At 53.8% G+C, this 16,583-nt stretch carries 19 protein-coding genes and 1 tRNA gene; 6 read left to right on the forward strand and 14 right to left on the reverse strand.

Annotated features, from left to right (window positions below; translation table 11 throughout):
- Positions 1-98 precede the first annotated feature (98 nt).
- The 4 genes from L463_RS01100 to L463_RS24440 all read right to left on the reverse strand — a co-directional run bounded on the left by L463_RS01100 (position 99) and on the right by L463_RS24440 (position 3,260).
- Positions 99-728: a winged helix-turn-helix transcriptional regulator gene (locus L463_RS01100; protein WP_017692717.1), complete on the reverse strand. Its 630-nt coding sequence runs from the start codon at positions 726-728 to the stop codon at positions 99-101.
- A gap of 63 nt (positions 729-791) precedes the next feature.
- Positions 792-1,967 (reverse strand): OmpP1/FadL family transporter, encoded by a 1,176-nt coding sequence (locus L463_RS01095; RefSeq protein WP_032102930.1) that lies wholly within the window; start codon positions 1,965-1,967, stop codon positions 792-794.
- A gap of 222 nt (positions 1,968-2,189) precedes the next feature.
- Complete coding sequence (locus tag L463_RS01090; protein WP_023295377.1) at positions 2,190-2,858, reverse strand: isochorismatase family protein; 669 nt, start codon at positions 2,856-2,858, stop codon at positions 2,190-2,192.
- 258 nt (positions 2,859-3,116) lie between these two features.
- The gene (locus tag L463_RS24440) at positions 3,117-3,260 is read right to left on the reverse strand and encodes a hypothetical protein (protein WP_017382882.1); all 144 of its coding nucleotides are present in this window, start codon (positions 3,258-3,260) and stop codon (positions 3,117-3,119) included.
- A gap of 374 nt (positions 3,261-3,634) precedes the next feature.
- Here L463_RS24440 and L463_RS24390 point away from each other — a divergent pair, with 374 nt between their 5' ends.
- Both L463_RS24390 and L463_RS01080 read left to right on the forward strand, forming a co-directional pair.
- Positions 3,635-3,817: a hypothetical protein gene (locus L463_RS24390; RefSeq protein WP_072134569.1), complete on the forward strand. Its 183-nt coding sequence runs from the start codon at positions 3,635-3,637 to the stop codon at positions 3,815-3,817.
- Positions 3,795-4,220, forward strand: coding sequence for a hypothetical protein (locus tag L463_RS01080; protein WP_032102932.1), 426 nt, complete (start codon positions 3,795-3,797; stop codon positions 4,218-4,220). Before L463_RS24390 ends, L463_RS01080 begins: the two co-directional genes overlap by 23 nt.
- Positions 4,221-4,471: 251 nt before the next feature.
- On the opposite strand, the gene L463_RS01075 is transcribed toward L463_RS01080, so the two are convergent.
- Together L463_RS01075 and actS are read right to left on the reverse strand one after the other, a co-directional pair.
- Positions 4,472-4,545: transfer RNA gene (locus L463_RS01075), tRNA-Gly, on the reverse strand.
- Between the two features lie 80 nt (positions 4,546-4,625).
- The gene (gene actS, locus L463_RS01070; protein WP_022651807.1) at positions 4,626-5,366 is read right to left on the reverse strand and encodes an amidase activator ActS; all 741 of its coding nucleotides are present in this window, start codon (positions 5,364-5,366) and stop codon (positions 4,626-4,628) included.
- Between the two features lie 163 nt (positions 5,367-5,529).
- Between actS and idi the strand changes: the two genes are divergently transcribed.
- On the forward strand, positions 5,530-6,072 hold the full coding sequence (idi, locus tag L463_RS01065; protein WP_003863454.1) for an isopentenyl-diphosphate Delta-isomerase: 543 nt from the start codon (positions 5,530-5,532) through the stop codon (positions 6,070-6,072).
- 48 nt (positions 6,073-6,120) lie between these two features.
- On the opposite strand, the gene lysS is transcribed toward idi, so the two are convergent.
- From lysS to xerD, 5 genes are all read right to left on the reverse strand, one after another.
- Positions 6,121-7,638, reverse strand: a complete 1,518-nt coding sequence (gene lysS / locus L463_RS01060) for a lysine--tRNA ligase (protein ID WP_003863452.1) — start codon at positions 7,636-7,638, stop codon at positions 6,121-6,123.
- 9 nt (positions 7,639-7,647) lie between these two features.
- A protein-coding gene (gene prfB / locus L463_RS01055; protein WP_096147815.1) for a peptide chain release factor 2 occupies positions 7,648-8,746 on the reverse strand; the annotation gives its coding sequence in 2 pieces (ribosomal slippage) (positions 7,648-8,670 and positions 8,672-8,746; 1,098 coding nt in all).
- A gap of 90 nt (positions 8,747-8,836) precedes the next feature.
- A complete protein-coding gene (gene recJ / locus L463_RS01050; RefSeq protein ID WP_017382886.1) occupies positions 8,837-10,570 on the reverse strand; it encodes a single-stranded-DNA-specific exonuclease RecJ in 1,734 nt (577 codons plus the stop codon).
- 5 nt (positions 10,571-10,575) lie between these two features.
- Positions 10,576-11,289 carry a bifunctional protein-disulfide isomerase/oxidoreductase DsbC gene (dsbC, locus tag L463_RS01045; protein WP_003863443.1) on the reverse strand — a complete coding sequence of 238 codons (714 nt, stop codon included), beginning with the start codon at positions 11,287-11,289 and terminating at the stop codon, positions 10,576-10,578.
- Between the two features lie 28 nt (positions 11,290-11,317).
- Positions 11,318-12,214, reverse strand: coding sequence for a site-specific tyrosine recombinase XerD (gene xerD, locus L463_RS01040; RefSeq protein ID WP_003863442.1), 897 nt, complete (start codon positions 12,212-12,214; stop codon positions 11,318-11,320).
- Between the two features lie 101 nt (positions 12,215-12,315).
- On the opposite strand from xerD, the gene fldB reads away from it, so the two are divergent.
- Positions 12,316-12,837 (forward strand): flavodoxin FldB, encoded by a 522-nt coding sequence (gene fldB, locus L463_RS01035; protein ID WP_015571793.1) that lies wholly within the window; start codon positions 12,316-12,318, stop codon positions 12,835-12,837.
- 1 nt (position 12,838) lies between these two features.
- Here fldB and L463_RS01030 read toward each other — a convergent pair whose 3' ends face one another.
- Positions 12,839-13,249, reverse strand: a complete 411-nt coding sequence (locus L463_RS01030) for a protein YgfX (RefSeq protein ID WP_017382887.1) — start codon at positions 13,247-13,249, stop codon at positions 12,839-12,841.
- Entirely contained in the window at positions 13,230-13,496 is a 267-nt protein-coding gene (sdhE, locus tag L463_RS01025; protein WP_003863437.1) for an FAD assembly factor SdhE, read from the reverse strand. The genes L463_RS01030 and sdhE overlap by 20 nt, the downstream gene beginning before the upstream one ends.
- A 294-nt stretch (positions 13,497-13,790) precedes the next feature.
- Between sdhE and ygfZ the strand changes: the two genes are divergently transcribed.
- Positions 13,791-14,771 (forward strand): tRNA-modifying protein YgfZ, encoded by a 981-nt coding sequence (ygfZ, locus tag L463_RS01020; RefSeq protein WP_022649306.1) that lies wholly within the window; start codon positions 13,791-13,793, stop codon positions 14,769-14,771.
- A 111-nt stretch (positions 14,772-14,882) separates the two neighbouring features.
- Here ygfZ and L463_RS01015 read toward each other — a convergent pair whose 3' ends face one another.
- The gene (locus L463_RS01015) at positions 14,883-15,542 is read right to left on the reverse strand and encodes a PAQR family membrane homeostasis protein TrhA (protein WP_003863433.1); all 660 of its coding nucleotides are present in this window, start codon (positions 15,540-15,542) and stop codon (positions 14,883-14,885) included.
- 266 nt (positions 15,543-15,808) lie between these two features.
- On the opposite strand from L463_RS01015, the gene L463_RS01010 reads away from it, so the two are divergent.
- On the forward strand, positions 15,809-16,540 hold the full coding sequence (locus tag L463_RS01010; protein ID WP_032673317.1) for a MurR/RpiR family transcriptional regulator: 732 nt from the start codon (positions 15,809-15,811) through the stop codon (positions 16,538-16,540).
- Positions 16,541-16,583 lie beyond the last annotated feature (43 nt).

Below are 16,583 nucleotides of genomic sequence, written 5' to 3' on the forward strand. Positions count from 1 at the left end.
ATATACCGTTTACTTGATAATGTTAAATCTGAGAAAGCAAACGATATAGAAAATTAACGGTAGCGTTAATTGCATTTCTGTTTAATTTTAAACTTCCGCTAGAATGACTCGGGTAAATGTCTGACCTCAAGCAGATATCCACCGCGCTTAAAGGCGATATATTCCCCCTGCTTAAGGGCAGATAATACATTGAGTATACTGCTGCGAGAGAGCAGCGTACGATCCTGGATATATTCCAGAATCGTGGTACGCAAACGCGTCTCTTCCGGGAGCAAAATCATTTCCTGAAGGTGGTTACGAATAACGGAATAGGTACGCTGCTGGAGTACCTGGGCATCACGGAATATTAAATAGGCCGTATGGTATGAGAGCAGCGCGGCGACATCCTCCCAGACGCCCTCGGCACGAAACAACTCAGCCGCCTTGTCCGCATCGAGACGTAAAATAGTCGACTCTCTTTCAGCACGGAGAAGGTGCCCCTGCGTAGGCTGGATCATCTCTGCAATACCAAACAAATGCGGCTCGTAAACGGTCACTACCACCAGTCCATCCGAAGCCCGCAGCAGGGACAGCTCTCCTTCCAGAAAGAGGTACATCTGCTGTTTCCCCTTCCGTAACCAGGTGAGTCGCTTACGCGGAACAACGTGCACTTTCTCCGCTATCGGCTCAAGGATGGCGGTCAGTCGTTCGATGGATCTTTCGGGTCGAACAGGCGGTAAAATATGCATGGTACAACCTTCTGACATTCAATATCTGCCATTATAGACCATATATTTTAAGCGGTTAGCCGATCAAAACTGATAGCTGTAGTTGACGCTGGCAAACCAAAGATAAGGATGATCGTAACTTCCGGCAAACGCCGTCGGGGATTTCACATGCGACGACTGCATATGAAGATACGACACGGCAATACCAATATTGCTGGCCGGGGTGATCTGATACTGGGCTCCCGTGCCAAATCGCCACTCATCCCCGGTGGGTAAAGTTAAGGCCACATCACTCTGACTCTCATACGGCGAGCTGTCGAACGCCACACCGGTATTCAGTCGCCACTGAGGTGTTGGACGATACTGCACGCCCACCGCGCCGTGCCACGTATCCTTCAGGCGGCTGACGTTGTTCAGTTGCCGATCCCCAACGACGATTTGCGGGGCACCGAACTGGCTCCAGTCCTGCCAGCCGAGATCGCCCATAACCGACCACCGAGGGTTAATATCATGCACAAGACTGAGCATGATTTGCTGCGGCGCGCTGATTTGTGCCGACACCGGGAGGTCGTAGGCACCATTCTGTACTCGAGCTTTGCCGTTAACAGAGTAGCGATAGTTCGTCTCGCTGTTCCATGTAATACCGGCTCGCGTCTGGTCGGTCAGTTGCATGAGTAGCCCAAGCCGATAGCTCATGGCCCAGTCCTCATCATGCTGCCGATAGTCATTATCATTAACGTTGCGGGTCAGCGAGAAATAACCGTAATTAACGTTGGCGGACGCCCCTATTGAGAGGTGGTCGTTGAGCTTGTATGCCAGTGACGGACTGAGCGTCATTGCAACCAGGGTACTCTTTTTAATCAGCCTGTCGCCCGCCCAGCTACCGTAATCGATCCCCAGACCGTAATTACCGTAAAGCCCGATCCCGGCATAAAGATCATCGTTTATCTTCTGGCTATAAAAGGCGCTGGCATTCGGGATGGTTTTCATCACGTCGCCGGGGCTTTGATGGGCATGGTTATCCAGCTGGTTGTCGATGGAGCCATCCATAACCTGTAACCCGCCAGTGACCATATGATCCGGCAGGCGCGTCATGCCAGCAGGGTTGGTCATGATTGTCGAGGCATCCTGCGCACGAGCCGCCTGCCCTGCTCCGGCAAGCGCGGTATCTTCGGTGCCGGCTTCATAAAAATAGAGGGCGCTGGCATGGGCACTGGAGGCGGCAAATAAGCCCGCGCACAGGAGGAGTCGTGTTTTCATCTGCGATCCGGGAAATAAAAAATTGGCCGACAGATATAACAGGGGCGCCTGATGACGTAAAAAGGAAGAGGGTTTAATTTTAAATTATGCGCGGTTCAGCCCCTCTTAATATCTCTGACAATTCAGCGACGTCCGGAATAAGGCGCCGCTACGTCCTGCACCTGTAATACGTTCAGGTACAGGACGATAAAATCCAGGAATTTTGTTCAGGTTTATCCGGCCTTACTTATAATGCTCCAGATTGGTTTCCGGGCCCGTTCTGGCAATTTCCTGAGCTTTGCCGAAACTTTCAATCAGGCACTTATATTCCGGACAGACATGCTCTGCCAGGATCTCAGCAAAGCGAGAACCTTCCGCGCGGTTCCAGGTTCTCATTAATTCAGCGACAATGGCAAACGTATCGGTAGGGATCGCCCCCGCCTGAGCCACGCGCGCGATGGTGGTATCGGTCGCGATTTTGGACCAGTTCCCCGAGGCATCCACAACACAGTAAACCTTATACCCCTCCTGGACAGCGCTAACCGCAGGGAACGCCATGCAGACGCTGGTGAGCGTGCCGGCAATAATCAGGGTCTTTCTGCCCGTCTTTTCCACTTCCTTCACAAACGCCGGATTATCCCAGGTATTAATCTGCCCGGTGCGTGGAACATACACGGCATGGGGTGCATATTTGTGAATTTCCGGGATGAGCGGGCCATTGGGACCGTCAGGAACAGAGGCCGTGGTGATCACCGGGATATTTAAAAGCGTGGCAACTTTGGCTATCGCTGTCACATAATTACGAAGGTCTGGTACAGGCACATCACGTACCGTGTTGAATAAGCCACTCTGATGGTCGATGAGTAAAATTACAGCGTCATCAGTATCAATCATACCGTTTGTAGCAGCCATATTTCTTTCCTCATGATTTCTTTTACATTGCCGTCAACTCTCCCGGCTCCGCGATTTTACATGCACATGGTCAGGGTATAATGCATTGATAAATCCTAATGAATAGTAGTCCGATCCGGTCTGAATACCGCATCATTTCAGGACAATTTCTGGCACGGTACGCTGAGCCATCGACGCTGACGGAAGCCCTCGTGAGGAGAAGAAATCTTTACAATGCCGTTACGCGGCCATTCGTATTCGTTCGGCTGAAGGCAAGCGTTATTCATTACTGGGATCGCCCTTATCCTCCCGCATGGATTCGATAAACTCCCGTTGCTCCTCTGTGAGTTCAAGCTCATCCAGCAAGCGATCTAACTCTTCTTCAGGTGATTCCTTTTGGTTCTTTCTCTTCCCGGTAGCCATACTCACCCTTGAGTTATTAGGATTAATCTCAGGGTATCCAGGGTACAGGAAATGTGCAACTTAGCGTGTTATGCCGACAACCGATCATAACAATGAACGAAAGGGGGAAGCAGGTACGCCAGTACAGGAAAGACTGATAGGGGTATTCCTGTTCCGGCGATGAAAGATAGCCAATTGAAAGCCTTGCCAGATTACATACGGGCTTTGCAATAATCGAGAGGGTGCAATGCCTACCTTCCCTTTAATTTAACTTAACTCAAATTTAATCACATTTAAATTAATGATTTTGTTAGATTTAATCGTTTATTGCTCTCTCACATATAGGTACACTTTCTCTATGGTTTTTTTTATAACAGCATGAGGAAAAAGTGAAAATGGCTATTCCAGCTTACCTATGGCTTAAAGATGACGGTGGCGCAGGATGGGCGCAAAGCCGCGCAGGAACAACGGATCCGGCTTTTGGTGATTGGTTTGGCTCAACGCCTTACGGTGATGATCCTAACGACCAGTACTGGATAAGAGCGGGTATCGACTATGCAAAACGCACAGGTTTTTAAGAAGCGGTATCTACTTCTGATCCTGTTGGCTGTTGTCGCCTATAGGATATACAACTTGCTGCACTTCTCACCACTTGAGCAAGTGATTATTAAGAAGGTGAAAGTTAACAATCTGGCTAATCTTTACATCACAGAAGCGAGTGCAGGAGCCACCACAGGCTTTTCCTACCGTTTCTATCTCTATGATGTAACCAAAGATGATAAAGCGTTTATGGCGAGTCTGGAGAACGATCACCAGCCTTTCATGATCACCACGGACAAAGATGCATTGAAGAAGGTCGAGAATAATGCGATCTACCTTTCCGTGAAGGGAACCATTTACACCTTTCACAGCCCTGCGGATTATCTGGCAGGTGGCTCGATCTACTCCGTCCCTGTCTATTTAACCGCATCACCATACTAAAAACATAGCCAGCTGCCACGCTGGCTCTTTCTCTTCTGGTTTTAGACAACAGAAACCATTAAGCCCCTTAGAGGTTAGAAGACAAGCGAAGCACAGCGATTTCATAAGACTGTCAGAGGGTTACCTGCATTTCGTGTGCAGGGAGGACGTCAATGCTCTACAGGACATAACGCCTAAACAAGTTAGTCAGCGCTACTGAGCAACCTACTGAAATAAAGAAAGTTTTTGAACGGTTCTACTTGGAGAAATTCTGGAGCGGGCGAAGGGAATCGAACCCTCGTATAGAGCTTGGGAAGCTCTCGTTCTACCATTGAACTACGCCCGCTTTGAGGTGCGTAAGGCATTATAGACCTTACGCCTCTTCATACAAGCCTTTACTCCACTAAGTGGCGATTAAATAATCACTTAGCACTTCGGCTTACTGCCCTGCGCCGGAAGATAACGCTGCGGATCGATGGCCGTGGCCTTATAGCGGATCTGGAAGTGCAGCTTAACCGTATCCGTCCCGGTACTGCCCATGGTCGCAATCTTCTGCCCCGCCTTCACGTTCTGGCCGTTATTGACCAGCATCGTGTCGTTATGCGCATACGCCGTAATGTAGTCCTCACCATGCTTAATCATGATCAGGTTACCGTATCCACGAAGCTGGTTACCGACATAGACCACCTTCCCGGCCCCTGAAGCGTAAACCGGTGTGCCGCGTGCGGCAGCGATATCAATACCTTTATTGCCACCTTCCGAGAGCGAGTACGGCGCAACCACTTTTCCGCTTGCAGGCCAGATCCAGCAGCGCTGACCGACCGGCGGCCAGGATGATTTAGGCACCTGATAGGATGGCGTGACTTTGGCTGTTTTACGCGTTGAGGACTTTTTCCCTGAGGAGGAACCGCCGTTAACCTTGAGCTTCTGCCCTACCTCAATAGTATACGGTGGAGAGATATTATTCAGGCGCGCCAGCTCCTTCACGCTGGTTCCCGTGGCGCGTGAGATGCGGTAGAGCGTGTCCCCGCGCTTAACGGTATAGACTGCACCGGAATAACTGCCCATATCCGAAGATTTACTCCCCGAGCATCCTGCTACAAGTAGCGTCAGCGTCAGGCAGAAAACGGCAATGATCGGGTTTCTCGTCAGGCTTCCTGCAAACAAAACAGCTCCTCGGTCAGCGTGAATGGCGCACTATGATAGCAGCCCAAACTGATGCGGGTCATGCCCTTTTCCGCTCTGTGGGCCAAACCGTTCGCATAAGAATGCAGTATAATAATTCCGCTGATGGTGCTGAACCATTAAGCATTTTGGCACTGGAGCATCAATGAGTATTCAAGAACACGTTATTTTGGTAAATGACCAGGGAAAGGTGATTGGCACTCAGGAGAAGTACGCCGCGCACACGTCACACACCCCGCTACACCTGGCCTTCTCTTCATGGCTGTTTAACGCTAATGGAGAATGTCTGATCACCCGGCGCGCATTAAGTAAAAAAGCCTGGCCCGGCGTATGGACCAACTCCGTTTGCGGTCATCCACAGGCCGACGAAGCGACAGAGCAGGCGATTATCCGCCGCTGTCGCTTTGAAGTCGGCGCCGAAATCACAGACATCACCCCCATTGCCCCGGAGTTCCGCTACCGTGAAGCCGACCCGTCAGGGATCGTTGAAAACGAAATCTGCCCGGTCTATGCCGCCCGCGTAACGAATACCCTCGCAATCAATGACGATGAAGTGATGGAGTATCAGTGGGTGGAGCTGGACGCGCTATTCCGCGCGCTGGACGCCACACCGTGGGCATTTAGCCCGTGGATGGTGCAGGAAGCGAACACCGCGCGTGAAAAACTCAGCGCCTTCGCGGCGCAATAAAAAAGCCCCGGCGATAAACGCACGGGGCTTTTTTTACGTCTTAACGGCTTATTTCACCGGACGCATCGCCGGGAACAGGATCACGTCGCGGATGGTGTGGCTGTTAGTGAACAGCATCACCATACGGTCGATACCAATACCCAGGCCAGCCGTCGGCGGCAGGCCGTGCTCCAGCGCGGTCACGTAGTCTTCGTCGAAGAACATCGCTTCGTCGTCGCCTGCCGCTTTCGCGTTAACCTGATCCTGGAAGCGCTGCGCCTGATCTTCTGCATCGTTCAGCTCGCTAAAGCCGTTACCGATTTCGCGGCCACCGATGAAGAATTCGAAGCGGTCAGTGATTTCCGGGTTCTCGTCATTACGACGCGCCAGAGGAGACACCTCCGCCGGGTATTCGGTGATGAAGGTCGGCTGAATCAGGTGCGCTTCGGCCACTTCTTCGAAGATCTCGGTCACGATACGACCCAGGCCCCAGCTCTTCTCAACCTTGATACCGATGCTTTCAGCGATCGCTTTCGCAGAGTCGAAGTTATCCAGATCCGCCATGTTGGTTTCCGGACGGTATTTCTTGATCGCTTCGCGCATGGTCAGTTTTTCGAACGGCTTGCCGAAGTCGAACACCTCTTCACCGTAAGGCACCTGGGTGGTGCCCAGAATGTCCTGCGCCAGGGTGCGGAACAGGGATTCAGTCAGCTCGATCAGATCTTTGTAATCCGCATACGCCATATAGAGTTCCATCATGGTGAACTCTGGGTTATGACGTACGGAGATACCTTCGTTACGGAAGTTACGGTTGATCTCAAACACACGGTCGAAACCGCCGACCACCAGACGCTTCAGATACAGTTCCGGCGCGATACGCAGGTACATGTCCAGGTCCAGGGCGTTGTGATGGGTGATGAACGGACGGGCTGAGGCACCGCCTGGGATCACCTGCATCATCGGGGTTTCTACTTCCATAAAGTCGCGGTTAACCATGAACTGGCGAATACCGGCCATGATCTGGGAGCGAATTTTGAAGGTCTTACGGGATTCATCGTTAGAGATGAGATCCAGGTAACGCTGACGATAGCGCGCTTCCTGATCCTGCAAACCGTGGAACTTGTCCGGCAGCGGGCGCAGGGCTTTGGTCAGCAGACGCAGTTCGGTGCAGTGGATAGACAGTTCACCGGTCTTGGTTTTGAACAGTTTACCTTTAGCGCCCAGGATATCGCCGAGGTCCCACTTTTTGAACTGCTCGTTGTAGATGCCTTCCGGCAGGTCGTCACGAGAGACGTACAGCTGAATGCGGCCGCCAACGTCCTGTAAGGTCACGAAGGACGCTTTACCCATGATACGACGGGTCATCATGCGGCCCGCCACGGACACTTCAACGTTCAGCGCTTCCAGCTCTTCGTTCTCTTTACCGTCGAAGTCTGCGTGCAGTTGGTCTGAGGTGTGGTCACGACGAAAATCGTTCGGGAACGGCACGCCCTGCTCGCGCAGCGCTGCCAGCTTCTCGCGGCGGGTTTTCAGTTCGTTGTTAAGATCGACTACCGCGTCAGCGCCCTGTGCTTGTTGTTCAGACATGTTGGTTCCTCATAACCCTGCTTTCAAACTTGCTTCGATAAATTGGTCCAGGCTGCCGTCCAGCACCGCCTGCGTGTTGCGGGTTTCAACCCCGGTACGCAGGTCTTTGATGCGGGAGTCATCAAGGACGTAAGAACGGATCTGGCTGCCCCAGCCGATATCGGACTTGTTGTCTTCCATCGCCTGCTTCTCAGCATTTTTCTTCTGCATCTCCAGCTCATAAAGCTTCGCTTTCATCTGCTTCATGGCCTGGTCTTTGTTCTTATGCTGGGAACGGTCGTTCTGGCACTGTGTTACCAGCCCGGTTGGAATGTGGGTAATACGCACCGCAGATTCCGTACGGTTAACGTGCTGACCACCCGCGCCGGATGCGCGGTAAACGTCGATACGCAGGTCCGCCGGGTTGATGTCGATATCAATATCTTCATCCACTTCCGGGTAGACAAACGCGGAGCTGAAGGAGGTGTGACGGCGGCCGCCGGAATCGAACGGGCTCTTACGCACCAGGCGGTGAACCCCGGTCTCGGTACGCAGCCAGCCGTAGGCGTAATCGCCAATAATCTTGATGGTGACGGATTTGATACCCGCCACTTCACCTTCGGACTCTTCGATAATCTCGGTTTTGAAACCGCGCGCTTCCGCCCAGCGCAGGTACATGCGCATCAGCATGCTCGCCCAGTCCTGCGCTTCAGTACCGCCAGAACCTGCCTGAATATCGAGATAGCAGTCAGCGCTATCGTATTCGCCGGAGAACATGCGACGGAATTCCAGCTGCGCCAGCTTCTCTTCCAGCACGTCGAGCTCTGCCACGGCTTCGTTAAAGGTTTCTTCGTCGTCGGCTTCGACAGCCAGCTCCAGCAGCCCAGAAACATCTTCCAGACCCTGCGCCATTTGATCCAGCGTATCTACGATGGCTTCGAGGGAGGAACGCTCTTTACCCAGCGCCTGAGCGCGCTCAGGTTCGTTCCAGACGTCCGGCTGTTCCAGCTCGGCGTTTACTTCTTCGAGACGCTCTTTCTTGGCATCGTAGTCAAAGATACCCCCTAAGAACGTCAGAGCGCTCCGTGAGGTCCTGAATGCGGTTTTTTACCGGATTAATTTCAAACATGGTCTGTTTTCTTTTATGAGCTTGTCAAAATGCGGTGATAAGAGCGGGATTGTACCGAATCCACGCCCTTTTTTATAGAGATTACTGACGCTAAATTGGCCAGATATTGTCGATGATGATCTGAAGGGAGCGGTTACCGCGGAACTCGTTAATATCCAGCTTATAGGCCAGCTCAACCTCGCGCACGCCGTTGTCCGGCCAGATGGAGGTATCAACGTTAAAGGCGATGCCGTCGAGCAGCGGTCCGCCGCCGACCGGTTCCACCATCACTTTGAGATGGCGTTCGCCCACGATGCGCTGTTGCAGCAAACGAAAACGTCCGTCGAAAAGCGGTTCCGGGAACATCTGCCCCCACGGGCCGGCATCGCGCAGCATCTGCGCCACCTCCATGGTCATTTCAGCCGGTGAAAGCTCACCGTCAGAAACCACTTCACCCTGCAACAGAGCCGGATCGATCCACTCGGTGACCAGTTCGCCAAACAGACGCTGGAATTCGTCGAACTTCGCCTCTTCCAGCGACAGGCCTGCCGCCATCGCGTGACCGCCGAACTTAATCATCAGGTTCGGATGCAGCGTATCCAGACGCTCCAGCGCATCGCGCATATGCAGACCCTGAATGGAACGACCGGAGCCTTTCAGCGTGCCGTCCCCGGCGGGGGCGAACGCGATCACCGGGCGGTGGAAACGCTCTTTAATGCGCGACGCCAGAATGCCCACCACGCCCTGGTGCCATTCGGGGTGATACATCGCCAGCCCGCCCGGCAGGGTATCGCCGCTGCGCTCCAGCTTTTCGCACAGGGTCAGCGCTTCGGCCTGCATGCCCTGCTCAATCTCTTTACGGGTCTGGTTGAGTGCGTCCAGCTCACTGGCCAGCACGCGCGCTTCGCCGATGTTGTCGCACAGCAGCAGCGCAACGCCAACCGACATATCATCCAGCCGCCCCGCCGCGTTCAGGCGCGGGCCGAGGGCAAAGCCTAAATCGCTTGCCGCAAGCTTCAGCGGATCGCGGTTGGCAATTTCCAGCAGCGCCTTAATCCCCGGACGGCATTTACCTGCCCGAATGCGGCTTAAGCCCTGCCAGGTGAGAATACGGTTATTGGTATCGAGCGGCACCACGTCCGCCACGGTTCCCAGCGCCACCAGATCGAGATACTCCGCGAGGTTCGGCACGGCAATCCCGCGCGATTCGAACCAGCCCTTATCTCGCAGCAACGTGCGTAACGCCAGCATCAGATAAAACGCCACCCCTACCCCGGCCAGCGATTTCGACGGGAAATCGCAGTCGCGCAGGTTCGGGTTAATGATGGCTTCGGCGGCAGGCAGAGTTTCGCCTGGCAGGTGGTGATCGGTGACCAGTACGGGGATCCCCAGCGCATGGGCATGATCGACCCCCGCATGAGAGGAGATCCCGTTATCCACGGTCATGATCATCTGTGCGCCACGGGCATGGGCCTGATCGACCACTTCCGGGCTGAGGCCGTAGCCGTCTTCAAACCGGTTCGGCACCAGGTAAGTCACGTTATCGCAGCCCAGCGCACGCAGGCTGAGCACGCTCAGCGCGGTACTGGTTGCGCCGTCGGCATCGAAATCGCCCACCACGACAATCCGCGTGCCTTCACGGAACGCGTCGTAGAGCATTTCAGTCGCTTTTTCGATGCCACTCAGCGCTTGCCAGGGCAGCATGCCTTTGACGCTGCGCTCAAGATCGCTTGCCGTACGCACGCCACGGCTGGCATACAGCCGCTTTAGCAGCAGCGGAAGCGTGTCTGGTAAATCCGCGGTTTCACCCGCATCGCGGCGGCGCAGTTTTATCGGGGCTTTCACGCGAATTATTTACCACCCATCTGTTTCTGGTGCTCGTCGAGGAACGCTTTCATCTCTTTTGGACCCTGGTAGCCCGGCACCACGTAGCCGTTACTCAGCACAATGGCTGGCGTACCGCTCACGCCAAACTGCACGCCCAGCGCGTAGTGGTTAGCGATGTCGATATCGCAGGACGCGGGCTTCACGCCTTTGCCGTTCATCGCGTCATCAAAGGCCTTGTTGCGGTCTTTCGCACACCAGATCGCTTTCATATCCTGCTCAGGCTGGCTCTGCACGCCGGCGCGTGGGAAAGCCAGGTAACGCACGGTAATGCCCAGCGCGTTGTAGTCTTTCATCTCTTCATGCAGCTTGTGGCAGTAGCCGCAGGTGATGTCGGTGAAGACGGTAATAACGTGCTTTTCCTGCGCCGCCTTGTAGACAATCATCTCTTTTTCGAGCGCGTTCAGGTTTTTCATCAGCAGCTGGTTGGTGACGTTCACCGGCTGCGCGCCGCTCACGTCGTACATAGGCCCCTGAATGATGTGCTTGCCGTCTTCGGTCACGTACAGCACGCCGCTGTTGGTCAGCACCGTTTTCATGCCAGCCACCGGCGCTGGCTGGATCTCGCTGCTGGCGACGCCGAGTTTCGTCAGAGACTGTTTAATGGCGGCATCGTCCGCATGGGCAAAACCGGAAACCGAAGCTGCCAGCAGGGTGAACAGCGCTAAAGACTTTTTCATATTTGTTCCTGTAACAATTCGTCGGCACTCACGCGCGAGGGTGGTGCTGTTGGTGTAGCTGCCGCAGGCGTTCCGTCGCGACATGGGTGTATATTTGCGTCGTTGAAAGATCGCTGTGTCCAAGCAACATCTGCACCACGCGTAAATCAGCGCCGTGGTTTAACAGATGCGTCGCGAAGGCGTGACGCAAAACGTGCGGCGACAGCTTCTCACTGTCAATACCCGCCAGTGTGGCGTAATGTTTAATGCGATGCCAGAACGTTTGTCGCGTCATCTGCTGCGCGCGCTGGCTCGGGAACAATACATCTATGGAGACGCCGTTCAGCAGCCACGGACGCCCGTGTTCCAGATACGTCTCCAGCCAGTAGACCGCCTCTTCACCCAGCGGCACCAGCCGTTCTTTGTTCCCTTTACCGATAACGCGCACCACGCCCTGACGCAGGCTGATATCGCTCATCGTCAGGCCCACCAGCTCGGAAACGCGCAAGCCCGTGGCATACAATAGTTCAAGCATGGCTTTATCGCGTAACTCCAGCGGAAGGTCAACTGCGGGCGACTGTAATAATCTCTCAACTTGTGCTTCGCTGAGATCTTTTGGCAGCCGCTGAGGCAGTTTAGGCGATGCCAGCAGTGCGCTGGGGTCATCCGCGCGGATCTTCTCGCGGTACAGGTGCTGGAACAGGCGGCGCATGGCGCTCAGCAGACGTGCAGAGCTGGTGGCTTTGTACCCCCCTTCCATCCGCTCAGCCAGTAACCCTTGCAGGTCATCGCTTTGCGCGCTTTCAAGCGTCAGCCCACGATGTGCCAGCCACTCGACCAGCAGCGTGAGATCCCGACGATAGGCGCTGAGCGTATTTTCAGCGAGGTTTTTCTCCAGCCACAGCGCGTCGAGAAACTGTTCGATGAGTGCGAGATCCTTTTCCACATCAGCCCCTTTGGTTCTGCAATCTGGCCATTATGCCTGATTGCCATCGGTTTCTGGTACACTACGCGCAAAGTCATAGCAAGAATTGAGATAGTTACGCGATGAATATTGGTCTGTTCTATGGTTCCAGCACCTGCTACACCGAAATGGCGGCGGAGAAAATTCGTGACATCATTGGCCCGGAACTGGTGACGCTGCATAACCTGAAAGATGACGCGGTTGCCTTGATGGAGCAGTACGATGTGCTCATTCTGGGTATCCCTACCTGGGACTTTGGTGAGATTCAGGAAGACTGGGAAGCCATCTGGGATCAGCTCGATTCAGTCAATTTTGAAGGCAAAATCATTGCGATGTACGGCATGGGCGACCAGTTGGGCTACGGGGAGTGGTTCCTTGACGCACTCGGCATGCTGCACGACAAACTGGCGCCAAAGGGCGCGACCTTTATCGGCTACTGGCCTACGGAAGGCTATGAGTTCACCAGTCAAAAACCGATTATTGCCGACGGTCAGCTGTTTGTCGGGCTCGCGCTGGATGAAACCAACCAGTACGATCTTAGCGACGAGCGCCTCCAGAGCTGGTGCGAGCAGATTCTGGGTGAGATGGCCGAGCAGTTCAGCTGATTTACTCCTGCGTCGGCTGTTGCACGATCAACCGGCGCAGATCTCGCCACTCCGCGGGATCCATACTGTCTGCGGCCAGCCACAGGTGCTGGCGACGGTTATCCTCGACCCGACGCAGCCGTAGCATCATCCCGGTATTAAGCATCCACGGCGTCCCCATCATCTCCCACTCTTTTCCCTGCCAGCGCAGGCGAGAATCCATCAGCAACTTAATTTCACCCTGACGGGCGTTGATTCGACGCTGGCTGCGCACGCTGTCAAACACCACAAACGACAGCAATAGCAACCACAGAGGGGTATAGCTAAGCGGCCACGGCACCAATAACACCAGTGCCGCCACCAGCCCGTGGAGCAGTAAGGACATCCACTGTGAGCGCCACGAGACGCGAAGATCAGATTGCCACAGGACCACGTTCCTGATTCCGTGTTTGAATTAATTGCACCATCCGTTGCAACTCGGTGTCGGCGGGCTTGCCGTGATTCATCAGCCAGTTGAATAAATCCGGATCGTCAGACTCAAGCAGACGGACAAACAGGCGCTTATCGTCATCGCTTAAGCTGTCGTACTCATACTCGAAGAAAGGCATGATGGAGATATCAAGTTCACGCATGCCGCGACGGCACGCCCAGTGAATACGGGCCTTGTTGTTAATATCCATGTTCTGTTTCCTGCATTACGTTTGGCACAGTCGGTATCCCGCTTGGTATTCATTATTGCTCTCCGGGAACACCTGCTAGTGTAACGTGTTTTTGACCGTTTCTTTACTGGAATATTGCGAACCTCGAGCAGGCTCCCTGAATAATCCTTATAAAGACAGCGGATTACTCTATTTTGCGTAGCGCCACGCATAACCGCGTAATGGCACGAATGGCCTGCTGAAAGCGCTTGCATTGAATACAGTCTCTTTTACCATTAGGTATTATCAAAGCGTTAAGCAATTCAGGACATCACTATGGCATTTACACCATTTTCTCCTCGCCAGCCCGCCGCCTCTGCGCGTCTGCCGCTGACGCTGATTACTCTTGATGACTGGGCACTGGCGACACTGACCGGTGCGGACAGTGAAAAATACCTGCAAGGCCAGGTCACGGCGGACGTGGCGCAGTTGACTGAGCACCAGCATCTGCTGGCCGCGCATTGCGATCCAAAAGGCAAAATGTGGAGCAACCTGCGTCTGTTCCGCCGTCAGGACGGATTCGCCTTTATTGAGCGCCGCAGCCTGCGTGACGCCCAGCTTAAAGAGCTGAAAAAATACGCGGTCTTTTCTAAAGTCACCATCGCCCCGGACGATGAACACGTTCTGCTGGGGGTCGCGGGTTTCCAGGCGCGTGCAGCGCTGAAAAACCTGTTTGCCGAGCTGCCGGATGCTGAAAAACAGCTGGTCAGCGAGGGAGCGACCTCCATTCTGTGGTTCGAACACCCGGCGGAGCGCTTCCTGCTGGTAACCGACGAAGCAACGGCGGAACGCGTCACTGACGCCCTGCGCGGTGAAGCACAGCTCAACAACAGCCAGCAGTGGCTGGCGCTGAACATCGAAGCGGGCCTGCCGGTGATTGACGCGGCAAACAGCGCGCAGTTTATCCCGCAGGCGACAAACATCCAGGCGCTGGGTGGTATCAGCTTTAAGAAGGGCTGCTACACCGGTCAGGAAATGGTGGCGCGTGCGAAATTCCGCGGCGCGAACAAACGCGCCCTGTGGACACTGGCTGGTCACGCCAGCCGTGTGCCGGAAGCGGGTGAAGATCTTGAGATGAAGATGGGCGAAAACTGGCGCCGTACCGGCACCGTGTTAGCCGCCGTCCAGCTCGATGATGGCCGCCTGCTGGTGCAGGTTGTCATGAATAATGATATGGAGCCCGACAGCGTGTTCCGCGTGCGGGATGATGCAAACACGCTCAGCATTGAGCCGCTACCGTATTCTCTGGAAGATTGATGCTGTATCGCCCGGTGGCGCTGCGCTTACCGGGCCTACGGTGTTGATATTCTCCCTCTCCCTGTGGGAGAGGGTCGGGGTGAGGGCATCAGACCGCACCTTACAAAAAAACTACACCTGCCCAACATACAGATAAATTGCCAGGAAGTGGCACACGCTGCCGCCCAGCACAAAGCCGTGCCAGATGGCATGGTTATACGGGATACGCTTGCAGACGTAGAAAATCACGCCCAGCGAGTAGACCACCCCGCCCACCGCCAGAAGCGTCACGCCCCCCACCGCCAGCTTAATGGCTAACTGATACACCACAATCAGCGACAGCCAGCCCATTGTCAGATAGGTAACCAGCGACAACACTTTAAACCGGTGCGCAATAGTCAGCTTAAACAGGATCCCCAGCAGCGCCAGGCTCCAGATCACAATCATCAGGCCACGCGACAGCGGTGAGTTGAGCCCCACCAGCAAAAACGGCGTATAGGTACCCGCAATAAGAAGATAGATAGCGCAGTGGTCAAATTTCTTGAGCCATATCTTCGCCCGTTGATGCGGAATAGCGTGATACAGCGTTGAGGCCAGGAAAAGCAGGATCATACTCCCGCCATACAGACTGTAGCTGGTAATGGCCATCGCGCTGGCGTTGGTATCCACTGCCTGTACCAGCAATAACACTAAGCCGACAATCCCAAAAACCAGGCCAATGCCGTGGCTTATACTGTTGGCTACTTCCTCAGCCAGCGAATATCCCTGTGCGATTAATGGTCTGCTCACCATACTTAACTCCGGGAAAACAAAAGATGATTATTCATCGCCAGTCTATGCTAACTGAGAATGATTCCAGTGAACACCTGTTAGCTAAAATAAATCCACATTCAAGATTTATCCTTATAAATCAGTATAATGTAAAAACAATCCACCGCACAGGTGTAAATGATTTCATTAACACCCGAGTAATCAAGGAGATAAATCCGTCTCCCGCCCTTCGTCATCATGGTATGCTTCAGGAATAGTGTCCGACAGCGAGTTTAGCCATTGTGAGTATGTTCAGCCATTCCGCCATTGCCAGCCTCAACAATCTGGAAATGATGGTCTACAACTATGTCATTAAGAACCGCGATAAAGTGATGTACATGACCATCCGCGAGCTGGCGGATGCGGCGGGCGTTTCCACTACTACCATCCTGCGCTTCTGCCGCAAGCTTAACTGCGATGGCTACACGGAATTTCGGGTGCGCTTTAAACTCTATCTGGAGCAGAACGAGCCGCAGCAGGCGAATTTTGGTGCCAGTGAAATCATCAGCTTCTTTAAAAGCGTAAATAACGAAGAGTTTGATGCGCTATTAGATAACGCCGTCGATATTATTTTATCATCTGAACGAATTATTTTTGTCGGTGCGGGCACCTCCGGATCGCTGGCAAAATATGGCGCACGTTTCTTTTCAAATATCGGGAAATTCAGCAACCATATCGACGATCCTTATTTCCCGGTCACTAACGATATGGCTAAAAATGCGCTGGCTATTGTACTCTCCGTCTCCGGCGAAACCGAGGAGATCCTGCGCTTCGCCAGCCAGTTCAGCCTGCACCACTGCAAGGTGCTCTCAGTCACCAGCCACGAACATTCACGTCTCGCAAAGCTGGCGGACTTTAACCTCTCCTGGCACGTACCGCAAACGCGCATTGGCGGCGTTTACGATATCACCACGCAAATTCCCGTCATCTATATTCTGGAATCATTAGGCCGGAAACTGGCGAAGAAATTAACAGAATAAAACATCCTGTTTTTTTGATGTGACAAATTACAATTTCCGCAAA

This window comes from Enterobacter sp. BIDMC 27 (assembly GCF_000534415.1).
In the GTDB taxonomy this organism is placed as follows: domain Bacteria; phylum Pseudomonadota; class Gammaproteobacteria; order Enterobacterales; family Enterobacteriaceae; genus Enterobacter; species Enterobacter hormaechei_C.